This is a genomic window from Mesorhizobium sp. BHbdii, assembly GCF_053848045.1.
This window is the reverse complement of sequence record NZ_JBSPKX010000002.1, coordinates 748,899-774,887: the sequence shown is the minus strand read 5'-3', so window position 1 is coordinate 774,887 and position 25,989 is coordinate 748,899. Positions and strand designations below refer to the sequence as shown.

26 protein-coding genes are annotated in these 25,989 nt (G+C 63.5%); 8 read left to right on the top strand and 18 right to left on the bottom strand.

All coding sequences use genetic code 11. The annotated features are described in order from the left end of the window. Positions 1–22 precede the first annotated feature (22 nt). From ACWTU8_RS16490 to rplS, 3 genes are all read right to left on the bottom strand, one after another. Positions 23–838: an amino acid ABC transporter permease gene (locus ACWTU8_RS16490; protein ID WP_455848970.1), complete on the bottom strand. Its 816-nt coding sequence runs from the start codon at positions 836–838 to the stop codon at positions 23–25. Positions 839–1,122: 284 nt separating this feature from the next. Further along, positions 1,123–1,920 (bottom strand): transporter substrate-binding domain-containing protein, encoded by a 798-nt coding sequence (locus ACWTU8_RS16485; protein WP_455848969.1) that lies wholly within the window; start codon positions 1,918–1,920, stop codon positions 1,123–1,125. A gap of 262 nt (positions 1,921–2,182) precedes the next feature. Continuing rightward, on the bottom strand, positions 2,183–2,722 hold the full coding sequence (rplS, locus tag ACWTU8_RS16480; RefSeq protein WP_455848968.1) for a 50S ribosomal protein L19: 540 nt from the start codon (positions 2,720–2,722) through the stop codon (positions 2,183–2,185). Positions 2,723–3,038: 316 nt separating this feature from the next. Between rplS and ACWTU8_RS16475 the strand changes: the two genes are divergently transcribed. Next, positions 3,039–3,791, top strand: coding sequence for a sulfite exporter TauE/SafE family protein (locus ACWTU8_RS16475; RefSeq protein WP_455848967.1), 753 nt, complete (start codon positions 3,039–3,041; stop codon positions 3,789–3,791). On the opposite strand, the gene trmD is transcribed toward ACWTU8_RS16475, so the two are convergent. Together trmD and rimM are read right to left on the bottom strand one after the other, a co-directional pair. Continuing rightward, positions 3,773–4,471 (bottom strand): tRNA (guanosine(37)-N1)-methyltransferase TrmD, encoded by a 699-nt coding sequence (gene trmD, locus ACWTU8_RS16470; RefSeq protein ID WP_455848966.1) that lies wholly within the window; start codon positions 4,469–4,471, stop codon positions 3,773–3,775. The genes ACWTU8_RS16475 and trmD overlap by 19 nt on opposite strands. Beyond that, positions 4,468–5,067 (bottom strand): ribosome maturation factor RimM, encoded by a 600-nt coding sequence (rimM, locus tag ACWTU8_RS16465; protein WP_455848965.1) that lies wholly within the window; start codon positions 5,065–5,067, stop codon positions 4,468–4,470. The genes trmD and rimM overlap by 4 nt, the downstream gene beginning before the upstream one ends. A 128-nt stretch (positions 5,068–5,195) precedes the next feature. On the opposite strand from rimM, the gene ACWTU8_RS16460 reads away from it, so the two are divergent. Together ACWTU8_RS16460 and ACWTU8_RS16455 are read left to right on the top strand one after the other, a co-directional pair. After that, positions 5,196–6,134 carry a tyrosine recombinase XerC gene (locus tag ACWTU8_RS16460; protein WP_029349363.1) on the top strand — a complete coding sequence of 313 codons (939 nt, stop codon included), beginning with the start codon at positions 5,196–5,198 and terminating at the stop codon, positions 6,132–6,134. A 115-nt stretch (positions 6,135–6,249) separates the two neighbouring features. Then, positions 6,250–7,317 carry a TraB/GumN family protein gene (locus ACWTU8_RS16455; RefSeq protein ID WP_455848964.1) on the top strand — a complete coding sequence of 356 codons (1,068 nt, stop codon included), beginning with the start codon at positions 6,250–6,252 and terminating at the stop codon, positions 7,315–7,317. Positions 7,318–8,001: 684 nt separating this feature from the next. Here ACWTU8_RS16455 and lpdA read toward each other — a convergent pair. The 11 genes from lpdA to mdh all read right to left on the bottom strand — a co-directional run bounded on the left by lpdA (position 8,002) and on the right by mdh (position 19,388). Further along, on the bottom strand, positions 8,002–9,408 hold the full coding sequence (gene lpdA / locus ACWTU8_RS16450) for a dihydrolipoyl dehydrogenase (protein WP_455848963.1): 1,407 nt from the start codon (positions 9,406–9,408) through the stop codon (positions 8,002–8,004). 24 nt (positions 9,409–9,432) lie between these two features. Next, positions 9,433–10,188, bottom strand: a complete 756-nt coding sequence (locus ACWTU8_RS16445) for an SDR family oxidoreductase (protein ID WP_455848962.1) — start codon at positions 10,186–10,188, stop codon at positions 9,433–9,435. Beyond that, a complete protein-coding gene (locus tag ACWTU8_RS16440) occupies positions 10,185–10,697 on the bottom strand; it encodes a hypothetical protein (protein ID WP_455848961.1) in 513 nt (170 codons plus the stop codon). The genes ACWTU8_RS16445 and ACWTU8_RS16440 overlap by 4 nt, the downstream gene beginning before the upstream one ends. A gap of 41 nt (positions 10,698–10,738) precedes the next feature. Then, the gene (gene odhB / locus ACWTU8_RS16435; protein WP_455848960.1) at positions 10,739–12,040 is read right to left on the bottom strand and encodes a 2-oxoglutarate dehydrogenase complex dihydrolipoyllysine-residue succinyltransferase; all 1,302 of its coding nucleotides are present in this window, start codon (positions 12,038–12,040) and stop codon (positions 10,739–10,741) included. Positions 12,041–12,090: 50 nt separating this feature from the next. Then, positions 12,091–15,078: a 2-oxoglutarate dehydrogenase E1 component gene (locus ACWTU8_RS16430; protein ID WP_455848959.1), complete on the bottom strand. Its 2,988-nt coding sequence runs from the start codon at positions 15,076–15,078 to the stop codon at positions 12,091–12,093. Between the two features lie 121 nt (positions 15,079–15,199). Beyond that, positions 15,200–16,105: a succinate--CoA ligase subunit alpha gene (gene sucD, locus ACWTU8_RS16425; RefSeq protein WP_065007261.1), complete on the bottom strand. Its 906-nt coding sequence runs from the start codon at positions 16,103–16,105 to the stop codon at positions 15,200–15,202. A 12-nt stretch (positions 16,106–16,117) separates the two neighbouring features. Next, on the bottom strand, positions 16,118–16,537 hold the full coding sequence (locus tag ACWTU8_RS16420; protein WP_029349379.1) for a PIN domain-containing protein: 420 nt from the start codon (positions 16,535–16,537) through the stop codon (positions 16,118–16,120). Next, positions 16,527–16,757 carry a hypothetical protein gene (locus tag ACWTU8_RS16415; RefSeq protein ID WP_455848958.1) on the bottom strand — a complete coding sequence of 77 codons (231 nt, stop codon included), beginning with the start codon at positions 16,755–16,757 and terminating at the stop codon, positions 16,527–16,529. The genes ACWTU8_RS16420 and ACWTU8_RS16415 overlap by 11 nt, the downstream gene beginning before the upstream one ends. Positions 16,758–16,818: 61 nt before the next feature. Next, positions 16,819–17,190 (bottom strand): cupin domain-containing protein, encoded by a 372-nt coding sequence (locus ACWTU8_RS16410; protein WP_029349383.1) that lies wholly within the window; start codon positions 17,188–17,190, stop codon positions 16,819–16,821. 4 nt (positions 17,191–17,194) lie between these two features. Beyond that, complete coding sequence (sucC, locus tag ACWTU8_RS16405; protein ID WP_455848957.1) at positions 17,195–18,388, bottom strand: ADP-forming succinate--CoA ligase subunit beta; 1,194 nt, start codon at positions 18,386–18,388, stop codon at positions 17,195–17,197. Positions 18,389–18,419: 31 nt separating this feature from the next. After that, positions 18,420–19,388: a malate dehydrogenase gene (gene mdh, locus ACWTU8_RS16400; protein ID WP_455848956.1), complete on the bottom strand. Its 969-nt coding sequence runs from the start codon at positions 19,386–19,388 to the stop codon at positions 18,420–18,422. Between the two features lie 367 nt (positions 19,389–19,755). Here mdh and ACWTU8_RS16395 point away from each other — a divergent pair, with 367 nt between their 5' ends. Next, positions 19,756–20,028: a GNAT family N-acetyltransferase gene (locus ACWTU8_RS16395; protein ID WP_455848955.1), complete on the top strand. Its 273-nt coding sequence runs from the start codon at positions 19,756–19,758 to the stop codon at positions 20,026–20,028. Positions 20,029–20,147: 119 nt separating this feature from the next. On the opposite strand, the gene zapE is transcribed toward ACWTU8_RS16395, so the two are convergent. Both zapE and ACWTU8_RS16385 read right to left on the bottom strand, forming a co-directional pair. Continuing rightward, entirely contained in the window at positions 20,148–21,350 is a 1,203-nt protein-coding gene (gene zapE / locus ACWTU8_RS16390; protein ID WP_455848954.1) for a cell division protein ZapE, read from the bottom strand. Between the two features lie 138 nt (positions 21,351–21,488). Further along, on the bottom strand, positions 21,489–22,028 hold the full coding sequence (locus ACWTU8_RS16385; protein ID WP_455848953.1) for an AprI/Inh family metalloprotease inhibitor: 540 nt from the start codon (positions 22,026–22,028) through the stop codon (positions 21,489–21,491). A gap of 261 nt (positions 22,029–22,289) precedes the next feature. Here ACWTU8_RS16385 and ACWTU8_RS16380 point away from each other — a divergent pair, with 261 nt between their 5' ends. From ACWTU8_RS16380 to mtaB, 4 genes are all read left to right on the top strand, one after another. Continuing rightward, on the top strand, positions 22,290–23,330 hold the full coding sequence (locus ACWTU8_RS16380) for an MBL fold metallo-hydrolase (RefSeq protein WP_455848952.1): 1,041 nt from the start codon (positions 22,290–22,292) through the stop codon (positions 23,328–23,330). A 99-nt stretch (positions 23,331–23,429) separates the two neighbouring features. Beyond that, complete coding sequence (locus tag ACWTU8_RS16375; protein WP_029349395.1) at positions 23,430–23,591, top strand: DUF1328 family protein; 162 nt, start codon at positions 23,430–23,432, stop codon at positions 23,589–23,591. A gap of 171 nt (positions 23,592–23,762) precedes the next feature. Then, entirely contained in the window at positions 23,763–24,647 is an 885-nt protein-coding gene (dapF, locus tag ACWTU8_RS16370) for a diaminopimelate epimerase (RefSeq protein ID WP_455848951.1), read from the top strand. After that, positions 24,647–25,984, top strand: a complete 1,338-nt coding sequence (mtaB, locus tag ACWTU8_RS16365; RefSeq protein WP_455848950.1) for a tRNA (N(6)-L-threonylcarbamoyladenosine(37)-C(2))-methylthiotransferase MtaB — start codon at positions 24,647–24,649, stop codon at positions 25,982–25,984. The genes dapF and mtaB overlap by 1 nt, the downstream gene beginning before the upstream one ends. The last annotated feature ends 5 nt before the right edge of the window (positions 25,985–25,989 follow it).

Sequence of the window (25,989 nt, the reverse complement as noted above, 5' to 3'; positions counted from 1 at the left end):
TAGCGCCGACTTCGCCCGCCGGCTATTGCTCATGCTGGCGGCGCAGCCGCTTCTCCAGCCCCCGCAAGGCCAGCGAAAGGCCGACCGTCAGGATAAGATAGATATAGGCGACGATCGAATAGGTTTCGAAGAAGCGGAACGAGCCGGCGGCGTAGATCTTGCCCATCTGGGTGATGTCGGCGACGCCGAGCACCGAGACCAGCGAGGAATCCTTGACCATGGCGACGAAATCATTGCCGAGCGGCGGCAGGATGGTGCGGATCGCCTGCGGAAAGACGATCAGCCGGAAACGCTGCGTGCGGGTCAGCCCCAGCGCCTTCGCGGCCTCGATCTGGCCCTTCTCGACTGCCTGGATGCCGGCGCGGAAGACCTCCGAGATGAATGCGGAGTAGCCGATGGTCAGCGCCATGATGGCGCGCCACAGCAACGACACGTCGCGCACCAGCAGTTCTCCGAAGAGACCCGCATTTTGCAATGGCGCGGTCACTGCGTTCCACGCCGCTACGAAGGCTGGCGCCCCGGCGAAGGCGATCCAGAACAACAGCACCAGCATCGGCACGCCGCGGATGATCTCGACATAGAAGCGAGCGATCTGGCGCAGCCAGCGCGATCCCGACAGCCCCATCAGCGCAATGCCGAGCCCGATTGCCGAGGCCAGCGCGAAGGCGACCATCGTGACGAAGACGGTGATGCCGATGCCCTTGGCGACGGTCGCGAAAACCTGGGCATAGAGGTCGCTTGCGGCGATGAAGATAGCGGCTGTCACGGCGAGCGCCGCAGCCACGGCAAGCCACCACGGGAAGTCGGTTTTGGACGTGGACGATGCGGGCGTTGCCATTTAACCGATAGCGGCAAAGCATGCTTTGCCGAAGCTAAGCGCCAAGCCATCCCCCTCTGGCCTGCCCTCTTCGCTAACACTTGGCATCTCCCCCTCAAGGGGGGAGATCGGCAGCTTTGACCTCGCCGCCCATTCTGCAAGATTGGAAATTGGCGAAAGCCGGTGCGACATCCAATCTCCCCCCTTGAGGGGGAGATGTCCGGCAGGACAGAGGGGGGTGTACGAGCGCAGAGTCAGCGCGAGTTCCGGCGCACTACCGTCACGCAACGCGCGCGACAAAAGTTTTACTGTCCCATCTTGTAATCAAGAAACCATTTCTTGTTTAGCGCGTCGAGCGTGCCGTCGGCCTTCAGTGCGGCGATCGCTGCATTGACCGGCTTCACCAGATCCGAGCCCTTGGGGAAGATGAAGCCGAAATCCTCGGTGCCGAGCGGTCCGCCGATCAGCTTCAGCCCGCCGTTGGACGCCTCGACATAGCCCTTGCCGGCAGTGCCATCGGTCAGCACGACATCGACGTCGCCGGACTTCAGCGCCTGCACCGTCGCGCCGAATGTTTCGAACAGTTTGATGCGCGGGTTCTGCTCATTGCCGTCGAGCACGCTGTAGACGGCGGTGTAGAACGGCGTCGTGCCGGCCTGTGCGCCGATCAGCCCATCCTTGAAGGCGCCGAACGTCTTGGCGTCGGTGAAGCGCTTCTCATCGCCACGCACCAGCATAAACTGTTCCGAGCGCATGTAGGGGTCGGAGAAATCGACCTTCTGCTTGCGGTCGTCCTTGATGGTGATGCCGGTCATCCCGATGTTGTACTGATTGTCGGAAACCGCCTGGATCATCGCATCCCAAGAGGTATTCTGGTATTCGACCTGGAAATTCAGCCGCTTGGCAATCTCGTTCATCGCGTCATATTCCCAGCCGATCTGCTTGCCGGTCTTGGCATCGATGAACTGCAGCGGCGGATAGGCGTTTTCCGTCACAACCACCACCTTCTTGCCGCCGAGATCGGGCAGCGCCTGCGCCAGGGCGGCGACGGGCGCAAGAATCAAAGCCAACAGGCCGGCTAACAGCAGTTTCGATTTGGTCATGGTACACCCCGAAAATTTGAACGGCCTCGACATGTCGAGGCTTGCAGGAAATCCGGCGCCGACTTTAGCTTTCCGCAGGCACCTTGCAAGCCGGTCCGATACGCCGTTCGACCCGAAAATGGATTCCGATGCTTTCAACGCCGGGATTACGAAACGATCCGTTTCGTTTGCGCACTGATGCGGCCCGGCAAGATCGAATCCATCCGGCGAAACAAAAAGGCGGCCGAAGCCGCCTTTCCGAAACATCGGTTTTAAAGACGCCTTATTCGGCGACGGCCGCTTCCGCAGCCTTGGCGGCCTCGTCGGCGGCCTTCTTCTCGGCGGCGTCCTGCGCCGCCTTCTCGGCGGCCAGCGCCTGGGCGGCGGCCAACTTCTCGGCCTCGATGCGGGCCTTCTCGGCGTTCAGCGCATCGCGCTCCTCATCGTTCAGCTTGCGGGCGCGCACGCCGGTGTTTTCCGAAATACGGGCCGACTTGCCGCGGCGATCGCGCAGGTAATAGAGCTTGGCGCGGCGCACCTTGCCGCGGCGCACGATCTCGACGCCTTCGACCATCGGCGAAAAAACCGGGAACACGCGCTCCACGCCTTCGCCGTAGGAAATCTTGCGAACGGTGAAATTCTCCTGGAAACCGGCGCCGGCGCGGGCGATGACAACGCCCTCATAAGCCTGGACGCGGGTGCGGGTGCCTTCGGTCACGCGGACCTGGACACGCACGGTATCGCCGGGCTGGAATTCGGGAAGCTTGCGCTTGGCTTCGATCTTGGCGGCCTGTTCGGCCTCGAGCTGACGGAGGATATCCATCTCTACAAATCCACTTCTTGTTCTTCCGACAGTCAGAGCGTCCGCACTCGCCTTGCAGTTCCATCGACCGCTCGGCTATGCCCTTTGTCGCGAGACATCGGGCAGGGGCGACTACACCGTCATTGTTGACGGGTCCGGCAGATTGTTCTTCCGGTTCGGCGCGCACATACAGCTATTTCGACGCTTTGTCACGCCTTCGCCGTGTCTTTTTTGGTCGCCGGCCGACATTGCAATCTTTCAGCGCAGGGGTTGCGTCGAAGGCTCAAGCTTTTTAAGCCGGGTAAAACGTGACTTTCCTCCGGCGGCAACACCCTCCATGCCAGTTCTCGATGCGGCCCTGCTCTTTTTCGCGGGCTTTCTCTCAGGTGCCGTGAACGCCATAGCCGGCGGCGGGACGTTTATAACCTTCGGCGCCATGTCGCTGGTCGGCTTGCCGCCGATCGTCGCCAACGCCACCTCGTCGCTGACACAGTTTCCCGGCTACATCACCTCGACGCTCGCATACTGGTCCGACATCAAGCATTTCTGGCGCACAGCGTTGCTGCTCGGCGTCATATCGGCCTTCGGCGCGCTGGCCGGCGCGCTCATCCTTCTGGCGCTCGACAATCCGTCGTTCCGCGTCCTGGTGCCCTGGCTGCTGCTGGCGGCAACCGCGCTGTTCGCCGCCGGGCCGTGGCTGAAGCCGGCGCCCAAGCCGGGGCATGAGGCCGCGGTGGGTTCGCTGGTCGGTTCCCTGGCGCAATTCGCCACCGCCGTCTATGGCGGCTTCTTCGGCGCCGGCATGGGCGTTATGATGCTGGCGACGCTCGGCCTCACCCAGCCCGGCGACTATCACCGCCTGAACGCGCTGAAGAACATGCTGGCCGTGGTCATCGCGGCGGTAGCCATCCTGGTCTTCATCTCCGGCGATGTCATCGCCTGGCGGCAGGCAATCATCATGATACCGGGCGGCGCGCTGGGCGGCTATGCCGGCGTCTGGATCGCCAGGCGCGTGCCGCAAATTGCCGTGCGCGGCTTCGTCGTCGGGGTCGGCGTGTTCCTGGCCTTTTACTATTTCACCAAGGGGTGAGCGGCCAACAGGTCCGGCCGCCGCTCCTTCGTCAGCCTTTCCGACTCGGCACGCCGCCACGCCGCGATCTTCTTATGATTGCCGGAGATCAGCACTTCGGGGATTTGCCGGCCCTCGAATTCCTGCGGCCGCGTGTAGTGCGGATGTTCGAGCAGGCCGTTTTCAAAGCTCTCTTCATCGCCCGACACCGCATTGCCCATCACGCCGGGCAACAGCCGCACGACAGCGTCGAGCAGCACAAGGGCCGCCGGCTCGCCGCCGGAGAGGATGAAGTCGCCGACCGAGACCTCTTCCAGCCCACGCGCGTCAATCACCCGCTGGTCAACGCCTTCGAAGCGTCCGCAGACGATGACGATACCCGGCCCGGCGGCCAGTTCACGCACGCGGGCCTGCGTCAGCGGCTTGCCACGCGGGCTCATCAGCAGGCGCGGGCGCGGATCACCCTCCGGCGAGGCGTGGTCGATGGCGCTGGCCAGCACATCGGCGCGCATCACCATGCCGGCGCCGCCGCCGGCCGGCGTGTCGTCGACGGTGCGATGGCGGTCGCTGGCGAAATCGCGGATCTGGATTGCTTCCAGCGACCATGTGCCTGATACCAGCGCCCGGCCCGCCAGCGACAGGCCGAGCGCGCCGGGAAACATCTCGGGATAGAGCGTCAGCACCGAGGCGGAAAAACTCACCGGTTTCCCCCGGCGTCCTTGGGCCCGCGCGGCCTGCCCTTCGGGTCGAAACCGTCGCGGCCGGGTTCATCGCCGTCTTCGTCATCGATCAAGCCCGCCGCCGCCGGATCGATGCGGACGAAGCCCTCTTTGATCGACACGTCGGGAACGGCGGCCTGGGTGAACGGGATCAGCACGCCTTTGCGCCCCGCCAACGTCACGTCGAGAATGTCGCCGCCGCCGAAATTATGCACGGCGACGACCTTGCCGATGTCAGCACCGGTATGGTCCCGGACCGCCAGCCCGACGAGATCGGCATGATAGAATTCGTCCTCTTCGCCATCGTCAGGCAGCATCGAGCGGTCGACGAACAATTCCGTGCCGGCAAGCGCCTCGGCGGCGTTGCGGTCGCTGATGCCCTTGAAACGCACCACCACGACGTTGCTGGCCGGCCTGATGTCGACGATCTGGAAGGCGCGGCCGTCCTTGGCATAGAGCGGCCCGTAGTCGGCCAGCGCCAGCGGATCGCCGGTGAAGGTCTTCACGCGCAATTCGCCCTTGATGCCGTGGGCGGCGCCGATCACGGCCATCTGGACGGGGTTTTGCGGTTTGGTCATCGGAAAAATCCTTTGCCTTGCTCTAGCTCCACCCTCTTGTCATTTCAATGACGCGGCTCTTCACGGCTTCCTAACCCGGCTGCCGGAAGATGGCCCAGAATGGAAGAACGGCATATCGGAAGAGCGCAATGCAGGAATTCCTCATCCCGGCCAAACCAGACCTTCAGGCGGCCCGCGAAAGCTGGCTGAAGATGCTGGCGCGCGAGCGCCGGATGTCGCCGGAAACCGTGGAGGCCTATGAGCGCGATACGCGCCAGTTCCTGCACTTCCTGACCGGTCATTGCGGCGGTTCGCCCGGCATTTCGGATATCGCCGATCTGCGCCCGGCCGATCTGCGCGGCTTTCTCGCCGCCCGCCGCGCCGGAGGCGCCGGCGCCCGCACGCTCGGACGCGGGCTGGCCGGCATCCGCTCGCTGCTGCGCTTTCTGGAGCGGCGCGGCCTCGTCAATGCGGCGGGTGCTGCGGCACTGCGCGCGCCACGGCAGCCGAAGTCGCTGCCCAAGCCGCTGACGGCAAGCGATGCGAAACACGTCGTTTCGGTGGAGGGCCAGCTGGCGGAGGAACCGTGGATCGCTGCCCGCAACGGCGCCGTGCTGACGCTGCTCTACGGCTCGGGCCTGCGCATTTCCGAGGCGCTCGGCCTGTCCGGCGCCGATCTGTCGTCCCCTGATGAAACGGTGCTGCGCGTCACCGGCAAGGGCGGCAAGACGCGGCTGGTGCCGGTGCTGCCGGTGGCGCTGCGGGCGATCGCCGAATACCGCCGGCTTTGCCCCTATCATCTCGACCCGAAGGGCCTGCTGTTTCGCGGCGCCCGCGGCGGCCCGCTCAACCCGGCGATCGTCCAACGCGACATGGCCAGGCTGCGCTCGGCGCTCAATCTGCCCGACACCGCCACGCCGCACGCCTTGCGCCATTCCTTCGCCACGCATCTGCTTGGACGCGGCGGCGACCTGCGCACCATCCAGGAACTTTTAGGTCACGCCAGCTTGTCGACGACACAGATTTACACCGGCGTCGACACCGCGAGGCTGCTCGAAATCTATGAAGCGGCCCATCCGCGGGCGTAACCGACGCATGATTTCGCAAAGTTGCAGCCAAGATATGAGCCGTGGAGCCATGTCCAAGACAATTTTGCTGCGCCGGTTAACCGTTTCGCCGTTCTTTGTCTCTAAAAAGCGGGCCATGAAACGCGTCATTGCCATCGCCGACCGCACGGCCCTTGCCTCGTTGAGGCTGCTCGTGGCGCTCAACGTCCTGTTTTTTCTTTCTTTCCTCATCATCGCGCTGCTCGCCGCCGGCAAGGCGCGGGCCGAAACCCCGGCCTGCGCCGGCGCCGACATGCTGTCGGCCTTGCAGAAGGACGACCCGGCCACCTACCGCAAGATCGAGACCGAAGCGGCCGCGACACCGAACGGCAAGGGCCTGTTGTGGAAACTGGAAAAGGCGGGCGAAAGACCGTCCTTCCTGTTCGGCACCATGCATATGTCCGACCCCCGCGTGACCACTCTGCCGCCCGCCGCGCAAAAGGCCTTTGACGCCGCCGACACTATCGTCATCGAGACCACGGAGGTGCTCGATCAGCAGAAGATGATGGCGGCGTTCCTGAAAGAGCCGGAACTGATGATGTTCACCGACAGCACCACGCTGTCCTCGCTGCTGTCGCCGGACGATGCGGCGGCGGTGAACAAGGCGCTCGACTCGCGCGGCATCCCGCCGGCGAGTGTCGCCAAGATGAAACCGTGGATGCTGTCGACCATGGTCGCGCTCCCGGCCTGTGAACTGGCCCGCCAGGCCGGCGGCACGCCGGTGCTCGACATCAAGCTTGCGCAGGACGCCAAAGCCTCAGGCAAAGCCGTCGATGGGTTGGAGACCATCGCCGACCAGCTTCGCGCCATGGCCTCGCTGCCGCTCGCTTTTCACATGAAGGGTCTCGTCGACATACTGAAGCTCGGCAACAGGGTGAACGACGTCAACGAAACCATGATCGTGCTTTACCAGCGCGGCGACATCGGCATGCTCTGGCCGCTATTTCGTGCCGTCCTTCCCGGCGACAAAGACGATTCGGCGGGCTATGCCGCCTTCGAGGAAACCATGATCACCAGCCGCAACAAGGTGATGATCGACCATGCCGGGCCGATCCTCGCCAAGGGCAACGCCTTCATGGCGGTCGGCGCCCTGCACCTTCCGGGCGCGGAAGGTCTGGTCGAGGATTTCCGCAAGGCCGGCTACACCGTCACTGCCGTCGATTGAGTTGCACGGTTGAGTTGCGAATCCGGCAAGACGTGATTCGGAGCGATGCCATTCCCGAATCACGGAAGCTTGTCTCAGTACAGGAAGGTCGAAAGGTTTATTTTGGCTCGATTGCTGCGAATTTTGCGAGTAAAGTGCGTGCGGACAAACGATTCCCGGCGAAGATTGCCCTGTTTTCGGCGGTTTCGATCCCTAGCGTGAAACCTGTTCGGCGATTGCGCGTTGATGTGTGTTGATTGATACCTTTCATCCCACGGAGGACACTTTTATGGCGAATCCAAACGACCCGTACACCACTCCGACACCCCCTCCCAGGTCGGGTGGCGGCAGCACCGGCTGGCTGATTGCCCTGGTTGTCGTTATTCTGGCTATTGTCGCTTACTATGTTTTTGGAAGAAGCAACGAAGCGCCAGCGCCTGCTGAACCGCCGGCCGCCACGACGCCGGCCCCGGCGCCCGCTGAACCGACGCCTGCTCCGGCAGAGCCTGCGCCAGCCCCGGCACCTGCAGAGCCAGCCCCAGCGCCTGCACCGGCACCTGCTCCGGCGCCTGCAGAGCCAGCGCCTGCTCCGGCGCCCGCACCAGCCCCGCAGTGATCGGCTGCTGACTCCAAATACGAACGGCCCGCTGAAAAGCGGGCCGTTTTGCTTTGAGCCGTAAGATGGCTGCTGGAGGTGGGGAAGGCCTAAATGTGGATCGGCTTGAAGAAGGTCGCCAGTGCCGCTTCCTTCACCGCTTCCGACATCGTCGGATGGGCGTGGCAGGTGCGGGCAAGATCTTCCGACGAGCCGCCGAACTCCATCAGCACCGCCGCCTCGTGGATCATCTCGCCGGCGCCGAAACCGACGATGTGGACGCCGAGCACGCGGTCGCTCTGCTTGTCAGCCAGGATCTTGACGAAGCCGTCGGTATGGAGCATGGCGCGCGCCCGCCCATTGGCGCTAAACGGAAATTTTCCGGCCTTGTAGTCGATGCCGGCCTTCTTCAGCTCTTCTTCGGTCTTTCCCACTGAGGCGATTTCCGGACTGGTGTAGACGACGTTCGGGATCACCTCATAGTTCACATGGCCGGCCTGCCCGGCAATGATCTCGGCCACCGCCACCCCCTCGTCCTCGGCCTTATGCGCGAGCATCGGCCCGGCGATGACGTCGCCGATGGCGTAGATGCCGGGTACATTGGTCTTGAGATGGCCGTCCGTCTTGACCCGGCCACGCTCGTCGACCTCGACACCGGCTTTCTTCAGCCCGAGACTGTCCGAATAGGGCCGGCGTCCCGTCGCGATTAGCACCGCATCGGCCTCGATGATCTCGGCCGCACCGCCCTTGATCGGCTCGAACGTCACGGTGGCACCCTTCTTGGCCTTGGCGACACCGGTGACCTTGGCGCCGAGCTTGAACTCGACGCCTTGCTTGGACAGCATGCGCTGGAACTGTTTGGCAACCTCGCCGTCCATGCCGCCCAGAATGGTGTCGAGGAATTCGACGACGGTCACCTTGGCCCCGAGCCGCGCCCATACCGAGCCGAGCTCCAGCCCGATGACGCCGCCGCCGACCACCACCAGATGGCCCGGCACCTTGGCCAGCGACAGCGCGCCGGTGGAGGACATGATGACCTTCTCGTCGATGTCGACCTTGACGCCCGGAATGCCGGCGACGTCGGAGCCGGTGGCGATGACGATGTTCTTGGTCTCGATCTCCTCGACCTTGCCGTCCTCGCCGGTCACCGACACCTTGCCGGCGGACAGGACCTTGCCGGTGCCGCGAAAGCTGTCGATCTTGTTCTTCTTGAACAGGAAGGCAACGCCGTTGACGTTGGACGACACGGTCGCATCCTTGTGCGCCATCATCTTCCCTAGATTGAGCTTTGGCGCACCGATCTCGACGCCGAGCGCGTCGAAGGAATGACCGGCCTCGGCAAAGATTTCGGAAGCATGCAGCAGCGCTTTGGACGGGATGCAGCCGATATTGAGGCAGGTGCCGCCGAAGGTCGGGTTCTTCTCGACCACCGCCGTCTTCAGGCCGAGCTGTGCCGCCTTGATGGCGCAGACATAACCGCCCGGTCCCGATCCGATGATAACGACGTCATAAGCCATGATACTGTCCTTCTGGTCTGGCACTCAGCGGCCGCCGCTAACATTCAGGATCGCGCCCGTCGTATAGGACGCGTCGTCCGACAAAAGATAAAGAACCGCATGCGCGACTTCATCCGAAGTGCCCGCCCGTTTCATCGGCAGCATGTCCTTCATCCGCTCGACGCGGTCGGGCTGGCCGCCCGAGGCATGGATCTCGGTGCCGATGATGCCGGGACGCACGGCATTGACGCGCACGCCCTCGGTTGCCACCTCGCGGGCCAAGCCAAGGGTGAAGGTGTCGATCGCGCCCTTGGACGCCGCGTAGTCGACATATTCGCCCGGCGAGCCATGCGCTGAGGCGGCGGACGAAATGTTGACGATCGCGCCGCCCCTGCCGCCATGGCTGCTCGACATGCGCTTCACGGCCTCGCGGGCGCACAGCATCGGGCCGATGACGTTGATGCGCATCATGCGCTCCAGCCGCGCGACGCTCATCTCGTCGACGCGTGCCTTGACGTCGACGACGCCGGCATTGTTGACAAGGGCGTCGAGCCGGCCGTAGGCGCGGTCCACTGCCTCGAACATGGCCACGACATCGGCCTCAACGCCGACATCGCCCTTGACCGCCAAAGCCTCGCCGCCTGCCGCCGCTATTTCAGCGACCAGTGCGTCGGCGGCGCTTTGGTTCGTCGCGTAGTTGACCGCCACGCGGTAGCCGGCCCTGGCTGCCAGCCGGCAGATGGCGGCGCCGATGCCGCGGCCGCCGCCGGTCACCAGCAGGACTTTTTTCGTCGCGCTCATTCCTGGCAGCCTTTCAGCGAAAAAACGTCCCACGGCACTTTCGAAAAGCCATTGGCGCCATAGGCGGACGACATCTGCAGCGACGGCCCGAGGTCGGGAAAGATCAGGGCCTTCGGCGCGTCCACGCCTTCGGCCGGCAGCAGAGCGATGTTGCCCTTCTCGTCAGCACTGTAGACGACCCCCTCCCACACTGTGCAGGCGGCGAGCTCGTCGCCGGTGACGTCGCCTGTCGGGCATTTGTACATCAGCGAACCATGCGGCCGCGCCACGCCTTCCGTCCACATGACGATACCGTCGAGTACGACGCCGTTGTCGAGCACCATCTTGAAGGTGTTGGTGACGACAGCCGATCCCCCGGTCGGCCTGAAATCGATCTCGGCCGCGCTTTCGGCATCGCCATAGACGGCGAGCTCGAGCGGACAGGCGGCAAAGGCTGCCGATCCCGTCTGCGCAACACCGGCCGTGCACAGCGTGAAAATCAATCCGGAGCGCAAACGAGAGGAGCTCATTCGGTGGCGCAGATCCATTCTCCGGCTCACCTCGACCTACCTTAGAGGTCGAGCACCAGCCGCTCCGGATCCTCCAGGCTTTCCTTGACCCGGACCAGGAAGGTCACCGCTTCCTTGCCGTCGACGATGCGGTGATCGTAGGAGAGCGCCAGATACATCATCGGCCGGATCACGATCTGGCCGCCGACCACCACCGGCCGCTCCTGGATCTTGTGCATGCCCAGAATGCCCGACTGCGGCGCGTTGAGGATCGGCGTCGACATCAGCGAGCCGTAGACGCCGCCGTTAGAAATCGTAAACGTGCCTCCTTGCATATCCGCCACGGAAAGCTTGCCGTCACGCGCGGCGACACCCAGCCTGCCGATATCCTTCTCGATCTCGGCGATCGACATCTGGTCGGCGTCGCGCACGACCGGCACGACGAGGCCCTTTTCGGTGCCGACGGCGACGCCGATATGGGCGTAGTTCTTGAAGATGATGTCGGTGCCGTCGATCTCAGCATTGACGGAAGGGATTTCCTTCAGCGCTTGGGTGACGGCCTTGGTGAAGAAGCCCATGAAGCCCAGCTTCACGCCGTGCCTCTTCTCGAACACATCCTTGTATTTGGTCCTGAGCGCCATCACCGCGCTCATGTCCACCTCGTTGAAAGTGGTCAGCATGGCTGCGGTCGACTGCGCTTCCTTGAGGCGGCGCGCGATGGTCTGCCGCAGCTTGGTCATGCGCACGCGCTCTTCGCGCGACGCGTCGTCGGCCGAGGACGGCGCACGGGCAGCAACCGGTGCAGGGGCCTTCGGCGTCTCGGCCGGTTGCGACGGCGCGCCCCTGGCGATCGCGTCGAGCACGTCGCCCTTCAGCACCTGGCCGCGCTTGCCGGAGCCCGAGACCTGGTCGACCGCGAGATTGCTCTCGGCCAGCAGCTTGGCCGCCGCCGGCGCCGGCGGCATCGCGCGCGCCTCGATCGGTCCGGCATCGCCGGCGATCTTGGCGGTCTCGGCCGCGGCTTGCTCGACTGTGGATGCGGCGGTCGGCGCCGAGGCCTGCGACACCGCGTCCTGCTTCGTTTCAGAAGTTGACGCCTTCGCGGGTGCTGCCGCTCTTGCCCCGTCGCCCGCCGAAATCATGCCGAGCAAAGCGCCGACCTCGACCGTCTCGCCTTCCTTGACGGCGATTTCGCTGAGCGTTCCTGCGGCCGCGGCCGGCACTTCCACCGTTACCTTGTCGGTTTCGAGCTCGACCAGCGGCTCGTCGGTGGCGATCGCGTCGCCCACCTTCTTGAACCATTTGCCGATGGTCGCCTCGGTGACGGATTCGCCAAGAGTGGGGACGCGGATTTCGGTAGCCATTGTGCCTGTCCGTTTTTCTGTCGGTTCTGTTCTATTCGCCGAGCTCTGTTCTATTCACCGAGGGCGTCTTCGAGCAAGGCGGCAAGCTGGGCGAGATGCTTCGACATCAATCCGGTGGCCGGCGACGCGGCGGCCGGCCGGCCGGTATAGCGCACCCGCTGATGCTTGGCGTCGATATGCGCCAGCACCCATTCCAGATACGGATCGATGAACGACCAGGCGCCCATATTCTTGGGCTCCTCCTGGCACCACACCATCTCGGCGTTGCGGAAGCGTGACAGCTCGGTGATCAGCGCCTTGGCCGGGAAGGGATAGAGCTGTTCGACGCGCAGCAGATAGATGTCGTTGATGCCGCGCTTCTCGCGCTCCTCGTAGAGGTCGTAATAGACCTTGCCCGTGCAGAGCACGACGCGGCGGATTTTCGAATCCTTGGTGAGCTTGATCGCCTGGCCGGGGAGCTGCTGGGCATCGTCCCACAACAGCCGGTGGAACGCGCTTTCGCCCGACATCTCCGGGAGCGTCGACACCGCCCGCTTGTGACGCAGCAGCGACTTCGGCGTCATCAGGATCAGCGGCTTGCGGAAATCCCGCTTCAACTGCCGGCGCAGGATGTGGAAGTAGTTGGCCGGCGTCGTGCAGTAGGCCACCTGCATGTTGTCTTCGGCGCAAAGCTGCAGGAAGCGCTCGAGCCTGGCCGACGAATGTTCCGGCCCCTGGCCTTCATAGCCATGCGGCAACAGGCAGACGAGGCCCGACATTCTGAGCCACTTGCGCTCGCCCGACGAGATGAACTGGTCGAACACCACCTGGGCGCCGTTGGCGAAATCGCCGAACTGGGCCTCCCAGAGCGTCAGCGCCTTCGGCTCGGCCAGGCTGTAGCCATATTCGAAGCCGAGCACGGCCTCTTCAGACAGCATCGAGTTGATGACCTCGAAGCCGGCTTGCGCCGCCGACAGATTGTTGAGCGGAATGTAGCGCGTCTCGTCGCGCTGATCGTAGAGCACGGAGTGGCGTTGCGAGAACGTGCCGCGCTCCGAATCCTGTCCGGACAGCCGGACCGGATTGCCGTCGAGCAGGATGGCGCCGAAGGCCAGCGCCTCGGCTGTAGACCAGTCGATGCCTTCGCCCGACTCGATCGCCTGGCGGCGATTCTCGAGAAACCGCAGGATCGTCTTGTGGGCCTCGAAATCCTTCGGCACCTCGGTCAGCTTCTTACCGATTTCCTTCAGCGTCTTGACCGGCACGGCGGTCTTGCCGCGCCGCTGTTCGTCCTGGTTGTCGGCCGTGCGCAGGCCCGACCAAGCGCCATCCAGCCAGTCGGCCTTGTTTGGCTTATAATGCTGGCCGACTTCGAATTCCTGCTCGAGATGTGCCCGCCAGTCCGCCTTCATCTTGTCGAATTCGGCCTGGGTGAGGTGGCCCTCGGCGATCAGCCGATCGGCATAGATCTGCACCGTCGTCTTGTGGCTGCGGATGTTGCTGTACATGATCGGCTGGGTGAAAGCCGGCTCGTCGCCCTCATTGTGGCCGAAGCGGCGGTAGCAGAACATGTCGACCACGACAGGCTTGTGGAACTTCATGCGGAATTCGATCGCCACCTTGGTGGCATGGACCACGGCTTCCGGATCGTCACCGTTGACGTGGAAGATCGGCGCCTCGATCATCTTGGCCACATCCGATGGGTAGGGCGACGAGCGCGAGAAGCGCGGATTGGTGGTGAAGCCGATCTGGTTGTTGATGATGAAATGCAGCGTGCCGGCGACGCGGTGGCCGCGCAGGCCCGACAAGCCGAGGATTTCGGCAATCACGCCCTGGCCGGCAAAGGCGGCGTCGCCGTGCAGGAGCAGCGGCAGCACCTTGGCGCGCTCTTCCAGCGGCACGATCTCCTCGCGGCTGCGGCCGAACAGGGAGTCCTGCTTGGCCCGCGCCTTGCCCATCACCACCGGATCGACGATTTCCAGATGCGAGGGATTGGCGGTCAGCGACAGGTGCACCTTGTTGCCATCGAACTCGCGGTCCGACGAAGCACCGAGATGGTACTTCACGTCGCCCGAGCCCTCGACCTCGTCGGGTGCGGCCGAGCCGCCCTTGAACTCGTGGAAGATGGCGCGGTGCGGCTTGGCCATCACCTGGGAGAGCACGTTCAGCCGGCCGCGATGCGCCATGCCGAGGACGATTTCCTTCATGCCGAGCTGGCCGCCGCGCTTGACGATCTGCTCCAGCGCCGGGATCAGCGCCTCTGCGCCGTCGAGACCGAAGCGCTTGGTGCCCTTGTACTTGACGTCGATGAACTGCTCGAAGCCTTCGGCCTCGACCAGCTTCTGCAGGATCGCCTTCTTGCCGGTGGCGGTGAAGGAGATCTCCTTGTCGGTGCCCTCGATGCGCGCCTGGATCCAGGCCTTCTCCTCGGGATCGGAAATATGCATGAACTCGACGCCGAGCGTCGAGCAATAGGTGCGGGTCAGGATATCGAGCATCTGCCGGATGGTGCCGAATTCGAGGCCGAGCACATTGTCGAGGAAGATCGGGCGATCGTAATCGACGGCGGTGAAGCCGTAATTTTCCGGCGACAGCTCGTTATAGTCCTCGAGCGGCTTGGCGATGCCGAGCGGATCGAGATTGGCGTGCAAATGGCCACGCATGCGGTAGGCACGGATCATCATGATGGCGCGCACGGAATCGCGCGTCGCCTGATGCACGTCGGCGTCGGAAAGGGAGACGCCGTTCATCACCGCCTTGTGCTGGACCTTCTTCTCGATGTGCTTTTCGACGATGCCCCAATTGCCGTCGAGCGCCGACACCAATTCGCCATTGGCCTGCAGCGGCCATGAGGGCTTGGCCCATGAGGCGCCCTTGGCATTCTTGCGGACATCGCCGGCGTCGTCCTTCAGTGCCGCGAAGAAATCCCGCCATTCGGGATCGACCGAAGCGGGATCGTCCTCATAGGCGGCGTAGAGCGCGTCGATATAATCGGCATTGCCGCCATAGAGGAAAGAGGTAAGCGAAAATTGGTCGTTGGCCTGATCTTGTCTTGCCATTTTCTCAGCGGAGCGCCTGCTCCGTCTCCTTTTTTAGGGGAGTAGGGGAGTAGGGCAGTACGGCAGTAGGGCAAGATACGCCCAGTCCCCTATTGCCGTACTGCCCTACTCCCCTACTGCCTTACTTTCCTTTTATCGCCTCGACCAACGTCGTGCCGAGCCGCGCCGGCGACGGCGATACCTTGATCCCGGCCGATTCCATCGCCGCGATCTTGTCCTCGGCGCCGCCCTTGCCGCCGGAAATCACCGCGCCGGCATGGCCCATGGTGCGGCCGGCCGGCGCCGTGCGCCCGGCGATGAAACCGGCCATCGGCTTCTTGCGGCCACGCTTGGCTTCGTCCTTGAGGAACTGCGCGGCGTCTTCCTCGGCCGAGCCGCCGATCTCGCCGATCATTATGATCGACTGGGTCTCGTCGTCGGCGAGGAACATCTCCAGCACGTCGATGAACTCCGTGCCTTTGACGGGATCGCCACCGATGCCGACGGCGGTGGTCTGGCCGAGGCCGACATTGGTGGTCTGGAACACTGCCTCATAGGTAAGCGTTCCCGAGCGGGAAACAACGCCGACCGAGCCCTTGCGGAAGATGTTGCCGGGCATGATGCCGATCTTGCATTCGTTGGGGGTCAGGACACCGGGGCAGTTGGGACCGATGAGCCGCGATGTCGAGCGGTCGAGCCTTGCCTTGACCTTGATCATGTCGATCACCGGGATGCCCTCGGTGATGCAGACGATCAGCGGGATCTCGGCTTCGATCGCTTCCAGGATCGCCTCTGCGGCGCCCGCCGGCGGCACATAGACAACGGAAGCATTGGCGCCGGTCGTTGCCTTGCCTTCGGCAACCGTGGAAAAGATCGGCAGGCTCTCGCCCTTGGCGCCGGTCCACGTCTCGCCACCCTTCTTGGGGTGGATGCCGCCGACCATTTTTGTCCCGTGATAGGCCAGCGCCTGCTCCGTATGGAACGTGCCGGTCTTGCCGGTCAGGCCCTGCACGAGCACCTTGGTGTTCTTGTCGACGAGAATGGACATTTTGCGACCTGATCAGTGAGTGCGGAAGGGATTGATGGCGACCACGGTGCCGTAAGTCTGTCCGTGGTTGAGGTCTTCGGTGTAAAGTGTCTTGACGCCAAGGCGCTCGGCGGCGGCGATGATTGCGCCATCCCAATATGAAATCTGGTAGCGCTGCGAGTTCTCAATGCCCCGCATGACGACCGCGCTGTCCAAATCCTGGCAGGGCTTCATGGAGATCGCGGCGACCCATTCGGCGGCCTTCGCTGGGGCCAGCGTGACATCTGCTCGTTTGGTCACATTCACATAGAACTCCTGCAGCACCTGTGCGGAGGTCGAATAGTCTTCCTTGGCGATCAACTCCACAGCGCGCTTGTACTTGGCGCGCTCGGATTTGTGCCCGATGGCGGCATAGACGAGCACGTTCGTGTCGAGGAAGCACTCAGCGGTCATAGAGAGCTTCCCGGTTCCACTTCTTGCCGCCCATGTCGCCTGCCGCCTCGCGGGCAAGGTTCAGCAAGGCTTGCCGTGCCTCGTCCTTGGCGCGCCGCTTCGTCGCCACTGCCGCGAAATACTCGCGCACCATGGCGTTGACGGTCGTTCGCTGTTCGGCAGCCGTCAGCTTGACCTGCTCCAGAATCTCATCCTCAACCGCAAGAGTGATGTTCTTCATTCTCTTTTCTCCTGAAAATGTCACACAGTATATGTGTAACTGTGTGACATTCACAAGGTCGCTACAGCCGTTTCAGTTCCGCGACGGTGAGGTCGCTCTTGGCATTGCCGGTGTTGAGCGTCGTCGCCGGCTCGAACATCAGCACCACCGGCTCCTCGCTCAGCGAGCGCGGCCGATGCTCGACCGCCCGCGGCACGACGATGAACTCGCCGCTGCCAAGCTCCACCGTGCCGTCGCGGAAATCGATAGCGATGCGGCCGCGCAGCACCAGGAACGCTTCGTCCTCATTGTCATGCGCGTGCCAGTCGAAGACATCGCCGAACTTGGCGATCTTGACCTGGGCGTCGTTCACGTCGCCGGCGATATGCGGATCGAAGACCTTTTTGATCTTCTGATCCGCCGCCTCGACCAGATTTATCTTGTGCGGAGGCACCAGATCAGCCCTTCACCGCCGCCACGATCTTCTTGGCCGCGTCGTCGAGGTCGTCGGCCGAGACGACGTTGAGCCCGCTGTCGTTGATGATCTTCTTGCCGAGCTCGGCATTGGTGCCTTCGAGCCGCACCACCAGCGGCACCTGCAGCCCGACTTCCTTGACCGCCGCAATCACGCCCTCGGCGATGATGTCGCACTTCATGATGCCGCCGAAGATGTTGATCAGGATGCCTTTGACCGCCGGATCCTTGGTGATGATCTTGAACGCCGCCGTCACCTTCTCCTTCGACGCACCGCCGCCGACATCGAGGAAGTTTGCGGGTTCGGCGCCATAGAGCTTGATGATGTCCATCGTCGCCATGGCGAGGCCAGCGCCATTGACCATGCAGCCGATATTGCCGTCGAGCGCGACATAGGCGAGGTCGTATTTCGACGCCTCGATCTCCTTCTCGTCTTCTTCGGTGATGTCGCGCAGCTCCATCACGTCGGGATGGCGGAACAGCGCGTTGTTGTCGAACGACACTTTTGCGTCGAGCACGCGGAGCCGGCCATTCTTCATGACGATCAGCGGATTGACCTCGAGCAGGCTCATGTCCTTCTCGACGAAGGCCTTGTAGAGGATCGGGAATAGCGTCTCGCCGTCCTTGGCGGGCTCGCCGTCGAGCTTCAGCGCGCCGTTGAGTTCTTTCAAATCGTCCGCCGTCACACCCTTTTCCGGGTCGATGGCGACGGTGATGATCTTTTCCGGTGTGTCATGGGCGACCGCCTCGATGTCCATGCCGCCCTCGGTCGAGACGACGAACGCGATGCGGCCGACGGAGCGGTCGACCAGCAGCGACAGGTAGAGCTCGCGCTCGATGTCGGCGCCGTCCTCGATATAGAGGCGGTTGACCTGCTTGCCCGCCGGGCCGGTCTGCTTGGTGACCAACGTGTGGCCGAGCATCTCGTTGGCGTTGGCAACGACGTCGGCCACCGACTTCGCCAGCCTGACACCACCCTTGGCGTCGGGACCGAGCTCCCTAAACTTGCCCTTGCCGCGGCCGCCGGCATGAATCTGGCTCTTCACAACATAGAGGGGGCCGGGCAGCGCCTTGGCGGCGGCTTCCGCTTCGCTTGCCTCGAACACCGGCACGCCTTCGGCCACCGGCGCGCCAAAGCCCTTCAGCAGCGCCTTGCCCTGATATTCATGGATGTTCATGCGCGTTGTCTCCAGGTCACTTGGCGGCGGGTCACTTGGCGGCGAGTTGCGGAGCGATCTTGACGCAGGCCTCGCACAGGCCCTGCACCGCCGCCACCGAATTGTCGAACATCTTCTGCTCGGGCTTGCTGAGCTCGATCTCGATGATGCGCTCGACGCCGCCGGCACCGATCACCACCGGCACGCCGACATAGGTGTTCTTGACACCATACTGGCCGGAGAGATGCGCAGCACAGGGCAGCACGCGCTTCTTGTCCTTGAGATAGGCCTCGGCCATCGAGATCGCCGAGGCGGCCGGCGCATAGAAGGCCGAACCGGTCTTGAGCAGGCCGACGATCTCGGCGCCGCCGTCGCGGGTGCGCTGAACGATCTGGTCGAGCTTTTCCTTCGAGGTCCAGCCCATCTTGATGAGGTCGGGCAGCGGGATGCCGGCGACAGTCGAATAGCGGATCATCGGCACCATGGAATCGCCATGACCGCCGAGCACGAAGGCGGTGACATCCTCGACCGACACCTTGAATTCCTCGGCCAGGAAATAGCGGAAGCGCGAACTGTCCAGCACGCCGGCCATGCCGACGACATGGCTCTTCGGCAGGCCGGAAAACTTCTGCAGCGCCCAGACCATGGCGTCGAGCGGGTTGGTGATGCAGATGACAAAGGCTTTCGGCGCGTATTTCTTGAGACCCGCGCCAACCTGCTCCATGACCTTCAGGTTGATGCCGAGAAGGTCGTCGCGGCTCATGCCGGGCTTGCGCGGCACGCCGGCGGTGACGATGCAGACGTCGGCTCCCTCGATGCCGGCGTAATCGTTGACGCCGGTCAGCCTGGAATCGAACCCATCGACCGGCGACGACTGCGCGATATCCAGCCCCTTGCCTTGCGGGATGCCCTCGGCGATATCGAACAGCACAACGTCGCCGAGGTCCTTGAGGCCGATCATGTGGGCGAGCGTGCCGCCGATCATGCCCGAGCCGATAAGCGCTATCTTGTTGCGTGCCATGTCAGGAGGTTTTCCCTTTAGACTGTGACGGCGCCCAAATCCTTCACGAATTTGATGACGGCGTCGAGGAAGGAGACCGGAATGCTGCGGGGAAGCCGCAAAGATTTCGCCGCACCCAATAGCCCCGGCGCACAAAATATTCAAACGATTATTTTGGAGCGAGTTTTTTCAATCGGTTAGATCGATTGGGAGTTACGTAAACGTCAAAGTTTGTAAGCCGACTTGGGAGATTTTACACAATGCATGTGGAAATCGTAAGGCTCAACTCAGGCGATGACGCCCTTGTGATGCGGGTCGCCGAGGATGTGTTCGATGAACCGGTCAGGCCGGATCGGCTGGCAGCATATCTCCGCGAACCGGCCATTTCATGATCGTCGCCGTGGCCGATGGCGTGGTCGGTCAATGCGCCGCCGTCATCCACCGCCACCCGGACAAGGTGAGCGAACTCCATATCGACGAAGTCGGCGTATCGCCGGCCTTCCTGCGCCAGGGCATAGCGACGAAGATGCTCGACGCCATGTTTGAGTTCGGCCGCGAGCTTGGCTGCGAGGAGGCCTGGGTCGGCACTGAGCCGGACATATTGCGGCCCGCGCGGTGTATGAGGCGCGGAAGGAACCGCATGGGGCGGAGGAGTTCGTGATGTATGTGTTTGAGCTGTAGGGCATTACAGCAGGACCGAACCTTTTGGGATGGCGGGACAGCATCCCCCTCTGTCCGGCAGGACAGAGAGGGGTGTGACGGGACGCTACGAAACGAGGTTTAGGCCTGCGCCTGCCTCGCCTCCACAGGCACCACCTTCCCCCTCTGCCTCCCCGCCCAGTCTTCCAGCCATTCATGGCTCTGCATCTCGATCAGCCGTGACGCGGTGCGCTCGAACTCGAAGACCTCGTTGCCGCGCCTGGCCGTGTACAGCTGCGGTGGCGGTGCAGCGGCGCTCACCACCAGCCGCACATGATGATCGTAGAGCGTGTCGATCAGCAGGATGAAGCGCTTGGCCTCGTTGCGCATGCCTTCGCCAAGCACCGGCACATGATCGATGAAGATGGTCGAGAAGCGGCCGGCAATCGCCAGGAAATCGCGGGCACCGAGCGGTTTTTCGCAAAGATCGGCAAAGGAAAACCGCGCTGCTTCACCGGCAGCGCGCGGTACCACGATCTGCCGGCCCTTTACCGTCAATGCCGCCTCGGCTGTCCGCCGGCCACGCGTCATCACTTCCCAGGCCTCGTCGAGGGCAGCATCGGCGGCGGCATCGGCAGGGGTGACATACACCGGTAGGCGGCTGAGCTTGTCCAGCCGATAGTCCTTGTCGGCATCCAGCGCCAGCACCTGCGCATGCCGCTCCAGGATGCCGATGAAGGGCAGGAAAAGCTGGCGGTTCAAGCCGTCGCTGTAGAGATCCTGCGGCGCGACATTGGACGTGGCGACCAGCACGACGCTGTTGGCAAACAGCGCCGAGAACAGCCGGGACAGGATCATCGCATCAGCGATGTCGGTGACGGAAAACTCATCGAAGCACAGCACCCAGGCTTCCTCGGCCAGCGCGCGGGCCACCGGCGCGATCGGGTCGTCTTCCCTGACGGCGCCCTCTTTACGCGCCTGCCGATGCTTCTGGATGCGATCCTGCACATCGGCCATGAAGTCGTTGAAATGCACACGACGCTTGCGCCTGACCGGCACCAGCTCGAAGAACATGTCCATCAGCATGGTCTTGCCGCGGCCGACGCCGCCATGGATGTAGAGGCCCTTGACGGCCTCGCGCGTTTCACGCTTGCGGGCGAACAGCCAGCCCAGCGCGCTCGATTTGCGCGCCAGCCGCTTTGCCGAGATCTCATCGATCAACCGGTCGAGTGCAGCGACGATCCGCTCCTGCGCCGAATCGCGGTCGATCAGGCCGGTATCGACCAGATGGTCGTAGAGCTGCCGGACGGTCGCATGGGTCTGAAGGCCGTCACGCAGATGCATCGGTCACGTCGTTCTAGAGCAATTCAAAAGTGCTTAGCGGTTTCGGTCCGGAATTGCGTATAAACAAAAGACAGCAATTCCAGGAAAAGTGTGTGGCGGTTTTCCGTTCGGAATTGCGTAAAACAAATAAGCGGCGGGTCAGCCTCTTGTAAGCGAGATCGGCAGGCCGTTGGAAGTCTGGCCGTCGAATTTCTCGCCGCCTGAGGAATAGAGCCGTGCCAGCGTGCCGCCATTCTCGTCGTACAGCGTCAACTGCTTGCCGGCGACGTTCCACGATTTGATGCCGTTGATCGGCGCCGGGCAATGCAGCGGTCCGGCCCGGTAGCCGGCGCCGAACTTGGTCTGCGGCGTTGCCACCTGGCAGCTCTGGCCGGACACACTGGCCTTCCACACGCCGGCGACGCTGCCTGCGGTAAGATCCGCGGCTCCGGCCGGAGCCGTCCCGTCCGGCGGCAACGAAGCGACCTGGGGGTCTTGCGGCGCCGTCGGAAATTTCGACGGGTCGGCCGTGCCGGGCGCCGCTGGCGGCGGCAACTGGTTTGCGGTCACTTTGCCGGAGGGCGCGGCTTGCAGCGGCGACGGCTGCTGGTCCATCGACGAGAACCGTGACGTTGAACAGCCGCTCGCAACGAGCGCGGCAAGCGATACGGCCAGCAGACCGGTCTTCGAAAAATTCATTTCAAACCTCCGTCGGATCCGGCTGGGGCTGCCGTCCGCACAATATCCCCTTCACCAAGATGGAGAAGGTGGCGAAATTTCAACCCGATATGGTTAAAATACCATTTGCGGCAGCATCTGTTGCAACTTTACCACAGAATGCGGTCGTCAAAGCCTGCTCTTCGCGCCTGACTCGAGGCTGCGCAGCGGTTTGCCTGGACAGGCGTGACCTGGCGTCCGGCCGCCAAATGCTTGCGCCAGCCCGCTTCGGTCCTATCTCTGATGAAACGGAACCCTGCCGGAGGCGAAACCTTGGCTGCGAGAAAAAGAGCCGCCAATCGCTACTATAGCGGCCCGCCCAGCGATCATTTCGACGGCACCTTGTTTTTCAATCCCAACGGCAAGCCGCCTGCCCGCTTTTCCGATCTTTTGAAGTGGCAGCTGGGCGGCGAGCGCTCGAAATGGCCGGCGGCGAATCCGAGTCCATTTCATCAAGCGACACCGGCCAAACGGATCGACGGCTCCGGGCTGAGGCTGATCATGGTCGGCCATTCCACGCTGCTCATCCAGACAGCCGGCCTGAACATCCTCACCGACCCGGTCTGGTCGCGGCGCGTCTCGCCGCTGTCCTTTGCCGGGCCGAAACGGGTCAATCTGCCGGGCATCGCCTTTTCCAACCTGCCGCCGATCGACCTCGTTTTGGTCAGCCACAACCACTACGACCATCTCGACCTCGCCACGCTGAAGCGGCTGAAGACAAAGCACAACCCGCTGGTGCTGACGCCGCTCGGCAATGACGCCATCATCGACGATGGCGTTCCCGGCATGCGGCTCTCCGTGCATGACTGGGGCGAGCGGGTCGAGATCGGCAAGGATGTGGCGGTCCATGTCGAGCCGGTGCACCACTGGTCGGCGCGCGGCACCCGCGACCGGCGCATGGCGCTGTGGGCGGGATTTGTGGTCGAGACGCCGGGCGGAAGGGTCTATTTCGCCGGCGACACCGGCTTCCACGATGGCATCAACTACCGGCTGATGGCCGAAAGGCACGGCGGCTTCCGCCTGGCCATCCTGCCGATCGGCGCCTACGAGCCGCGTTGGTTCATGGCGCCACACCACCAGAACCCGGAGGAGGCGGTGCAAGGCATGCTTTTGTGCAACGCCGCCCATGCTGCCGGCTGCCATTGGGGCACGTTCCGGCTGACCAACGAGCCGATCGACGAGCCGGCCAGAAAGCTTGGCGAAGCCCTCGACGATCAAGGTATCCCGCAAGAACGCTTTCGCGCCTTGCGTCCCGGCGAAGTCTGGGACGTGCCGGCGCTCTAGGCAGGCGGCCGGCTTCGCGGCCATCGGACCCCCTGCGGAACCTGGGCGTCGCAAACGCGTTGGTCAGCATCTACAACCGTCGGCTGCAAGGGGTCCCCCATGATCAAATGGATTGTCATTCTTCTGATTATCGCGGCCGCGGCCAGCTTGCTCGGCATGCCGGCATTGGCCGGAGCCGCCGCCACCGGCGCCCGTATTCTCATCGGCATCGTGCTAATCATCTTCCTGCTGATCGTGCTTGGCGTCTTCGCGGTGGCCTAATGCATGTCGGGCAAAAGTGCGCAGCAGAAAGCACGTGCGCTGGTTCAAAAATGTTCAGAGCGTACTTTGTGCGTCCAAATGGACGCAGGTCGCTCTGACGCGTGCGCACACTGGTAATTTCGGCCGGTATCCGCCATATAGGCGCCAAACCGACATGAGACCTTTCGATCCATGGCAAGCACTGCCCCCTTCGCCAAGATGAACGGCATTGGCAACGAGATCATCGTTGCCGACATGCGCGGTCGCGCCGATCGGGTGACGCCGGCTGCCGCGCTTGCGCTCAATGCCGATGCCGCGACGAAATTCGATCAGATCATGGCGATCCACGACGCCACAACGCCGGGCACCGCCTTTTTCATCGACATCTTGAATTCCGACGGAACCGGCGCGCAGGCCTGCGGCAACGGCATGCGCTGCGTGGTGCAGGCACTTGCCGCCGAGACCGGCCAGAAGACGTTCGCCTTCGAGACCGTGGCCGGCCTCCTCAACGCCGAAGAACATGCCGACGGGCTGATCTCGGTCGACATGGGCAAGCCGCGTTTTGGCTGGCAGGATATTCCGCTCGCCGAGGAATTTCGCGATACCCGCATGATCGAGCTGCAGATCGGCCCGATCGACGCGCCTGTGCTGCACTCGCCGTCGGTCGTGTCGATGGGGAATCCGCACGCTATCTTCTGGGTCGACCGCGACGTCTGGTCCTACGAACTCGACCGCTTCGGCCCGCTGCTCGAAAACCACCCGATCTTCCCCGAACGCGCCAACATCACCATCGCGCGGGTGACCTCGCCCGAGACGATGGTCATCCGCACCTGGGAGCGCGGCGCCGGCCTGACCAAGGCCTGCGGTACGGCGGCTTGTGCCGCCGTCGTCGCTGCCGCGCGCACCAGGCGGACCGGACGCAGCGTCTCTCTGGTGACACCCGGCGGCGGTTCGCTGCACGTCGAGTGGCGCGGCGACGACCACGTCATCCTCACCGGCGCCGCCGAATGGGAATTTTCCGGCAGCTTCGACCCGTCGACCGGCGTGTGGGCCCGCGACACCGAAAGCGCCGCCTGATGGCTCCTCTTGCCAAGAAGGGTCCCGCTCTTTCCAGGGGCCCCACAATTCCCAAAGGTGTAGACGTCGTCACCTTCGGCTGCCGGCTGAACACCTACGAATCCGAGGTGATGCGGCGGGAGGCGGAGAGCGCCGGCCTTGGCGCGCTGGACGGCGGCGCAATCATCTTCAACACCTGCGCCGTCACCGGCGAGGCGGTGCGCCAGGCAAAACAGTCGATCCGCAGGGCCCGGCGCGAGAACCCAGCCGCCCGCATCATCGTCACCGGCTGCGCGGCGCAGACCGAGCCGCAGAATTTCGTTGCCATGGACGAGGTCGATCTCGTCCTTGGCAACGAAGAGAAGCTGAAGGCGCATTCCTATCGCGCGCTGCCGGATTTCGGCGTCAACGATACCGAGAAGGCTCGCGTCAACGATATTTTTTCGGTACGCGAGACGGCCGGCCACATGGTCGACGCCATCGAGGGCCGGGCGCGGGCCTTCGTCCAGGTGCAGAACGGCTGCGACCACCGCTGCACCTTCTGCATCATCCCCTATGGCCGCGGCAATTCGCGCTCTGTGCCGATGGGCGCCGTGGTCGAGCAGGTCGAGCGGCTGAGCGGCAATGGTTATGCCGAGATCGTGCTGACCGGCGTCGACATGACCAGTTTCGGCGCCGACCTGCCTGGCAGCCCGAAACTCGGCAAATTGGTCAAGACGATCCTGAAGCAGGTGCCTGGCGTGAAACGCCTGCGCCTCTCATCGATTGATTCGATCGAGGCCGACGACGACTTGCTCGACGCCATCGCCACCGAGCCCCGGCTGATGCCGCATCTGCATCTGTCGCTGCAGGCGGGTGACGACATGATCCTGAAGCGGATGAAGCGCCGGCACAACCGGGATCAATCGATCCGTTTTTGCGAGGATTTGCGCAAATTGCGTCCCGGCATCGTCTTCGGTGCCGACATCATTGCCGGCTTCCCGACCGAGACGGACGCTATGTTCGAAAAATCGCTTGAGATCGTCGAGGAATGCGGGCTGACGCATCTCCACGTCTTCCCGTTCTCGCCGCGCGAAGGCACCCCCGCCGCGCGCATGCCGCAGCTTCGCCGCGAACTGGTCAAGCAGCGTGCGGCACGGCTGCGCGCCGCCGGTGACGCCGCTTATCGCCGCCACCTCGCTGCACTCACCGGAACACGCCAGTCGATCCTGGTCGAGCGTGACAGGCTCGGCCGCACCGAAGGCTTTACGCTTGCCACGATCTCCGAGGGCGCGCCGGGCGAAATCGTTGAGGCTGATATCGCCGGCCATGATGGCGCGCGCCTGATCGCGGCGCCGCTTGCCGCCCGCGCCGCCTGAGACGC

What these genes read in the sequence shown, in the direction of transcription:
- ACWTU8_RS16490 (WP_455848970.1), bottom strand. Translation starts at nt 838, where the DNA reads ATGGCAACGCCCGCATCGTCCACGTCCAAAACCGACTTCCCGTGGTGG.
- ACWTU8_RS16485 (WP_455848969.1), bottom strand. Translation starts at nt 1,920, where the DNA reads ATGACCAAATCGAAACTGCTGTTAGCCGGCCTGTTGGCTTTGATTCTT.
- rplS (WP_455848968.1), bottom strand. Translation starts at nt 2,722, where the DNA reads ATGGATATCCTCCGTCAGCTCGAGGCCGAACAGGCCGCCAAGATCGAA.
- ACWTU8_RS16475 (WP_455848967.1), top strand. Translation starts at nt 3,039, where the DNA reads ATGCCAGTTCTCGATGCGGCCCTGCTCTTTTTCGCGGGCTTTCTCTCA.
- rimM (WP_455848965.1), bottom strand. Translation starts at nt 5,067, where the DNA reads ATGACCAAACCGCAAAACCCCGTCCAGATGGCCGTGATCGGCGCCGCC.
- ACWTU8_RS16460 (WP_029349363.1), top strand. Translation starts at nt 5,196, where the DNA reads ATGCAGGAATTCCTCATCCCGGCCAAACCAGACCTTCAGGCGGCCCGC.
- ACWTU8_RS16455 (WP_455848964.1), top strand. Translation starts at nt 6,250, where the DNA reads ATGAAACGCGTCATTGCCATCGCCGACCGCACGGCCCTTGCCTCGTTG.
- lpdA (WP_455848963.1), bottom strand. Translation starts at nt 9,408, where the DNA reads ATGGCTTATGACGTCGTTATCATCGGATCGGGACCGGGCGGTTATGTC.
- ACWTU8_RS16445 (WP_455848962.1), bottom strand. Translation starts at nt 10,188, where the DNA reads ATGAGCGCGACGAAAAAAGTCCTGCTGGTGACCGGCGGCGGCCGCGGC.
- ACWTU8_RS16440 (WP_455848961.1), bottom strand. Translation starts at nt 10,697, where the DNA reads ATGAGCTCCTCTCGTTTGCGCTCCGGATTGATTTTCACGCTGTGCACG.
- odhB (WP_455848960.1), bottom strand. Translation starts at nt 12,040, where the DNA reads ATGGCTACCGAAATCCGCGTCCCCACTCTTGGCGAATCCGTCACCGAG.
- ACWTU8_RS16430 (WP_455848959.1), bottom strand. Translation starts at nt 15,078, where the DNA reads ATGGCAAGACAAGATCAGGCCAACGACCAATTTTCGCTTACCTCTTTC.
- sucD (WP_065007261.1), bottom strand. Translation starts at nt 16,105, where the DNA reads ATGTCCATTCTCGTCGACAAGAACACCAAGGTGCTCGTGCAGGGCCTG.
- ACWTU8_RS16420 (WP_029349379.1), bottom strand. Translation starts at nt 16,537, where the DNA reads ATGACCGCTGAGTGCTTCCTCGACACGAACGTGCTCGTCTATGCCGCC.
- ACWTU8_RS16415 (WP_455848958.1), bottom strand. Translation starts at nt 16,757, where the DNA reads ATGAAGAACATCACTCTTGCGGTTGAGGATGAGATTCTGGAGCAGGTC.
- sucC (WP_455848957.1), bottom strand. Translation starts at nt 18,388, where the DNA reads ATGAACATCCATGAATATCAGGGCAAGGCGCTGCTGAAGGGCTTTGGC.
- mdh (WP_455848956.1), bottom strand. Translation starts at nt 19,388, where the DNA reads ATGGCACGCAACAAGATAGCGCTTATCGGCTCGGGCATGATCGGCGGC.
- ACWTU8_RS16395 (WP_455848955.1), top strand. Translation starts at nt 19,756, where the DNA reads ATGATCGTCGCCGTGGCCGATGGCGTGGTCGGTCAATGCGCCGCCGTC.
- zapE (WP_455848954.1), bottom strand. Translation starts at nt 21,350, where the DNA reads ATGCATCTGCGTGACGGCCTTCAGACCCATGCGACCGTCCGGCAGCTC.
- ACWTU8_RS16385 (WP_455848953.1), bottom strand. Translation starts at nt 22,028, where the DNA reads ATGAATTTTTCGAAGACCGGTCTGCTGGCCGTATCGCTTGCCGCGCTC.
- ACWTU8_RS16380 (WP_455848952.1), top strand. Translation starts at nt 22,290, where the DNA reads ATGAAACGGAACCCTGCCGGAGGCGAAACCTTGGCTGCGAGAAAAAGA.
- ACWTU8_RS16375 (WP_029349395.1), top strand. Translation starts at nt 23,430, where the DNA reads ATGATCAAATGGATTGTCATTCTTCTGATTATCGCGGCCGCGGCCAGC.
- dapF (WP_455848951.1), top strand. Translation starts at nt 23,763, where the DNA reads ATGGCAAGCACTGCCCCCTTCGCCAAGATGAACGGCATTGGCAACGAG.
- mtaB (WP_455848950.1), top strand. Translation starts at nt 24,647, where the DNA reads ATGGCTCCTCTTGCCAAGAAGGGTCCCGCTCTTTCCAGGGGCCCCACA.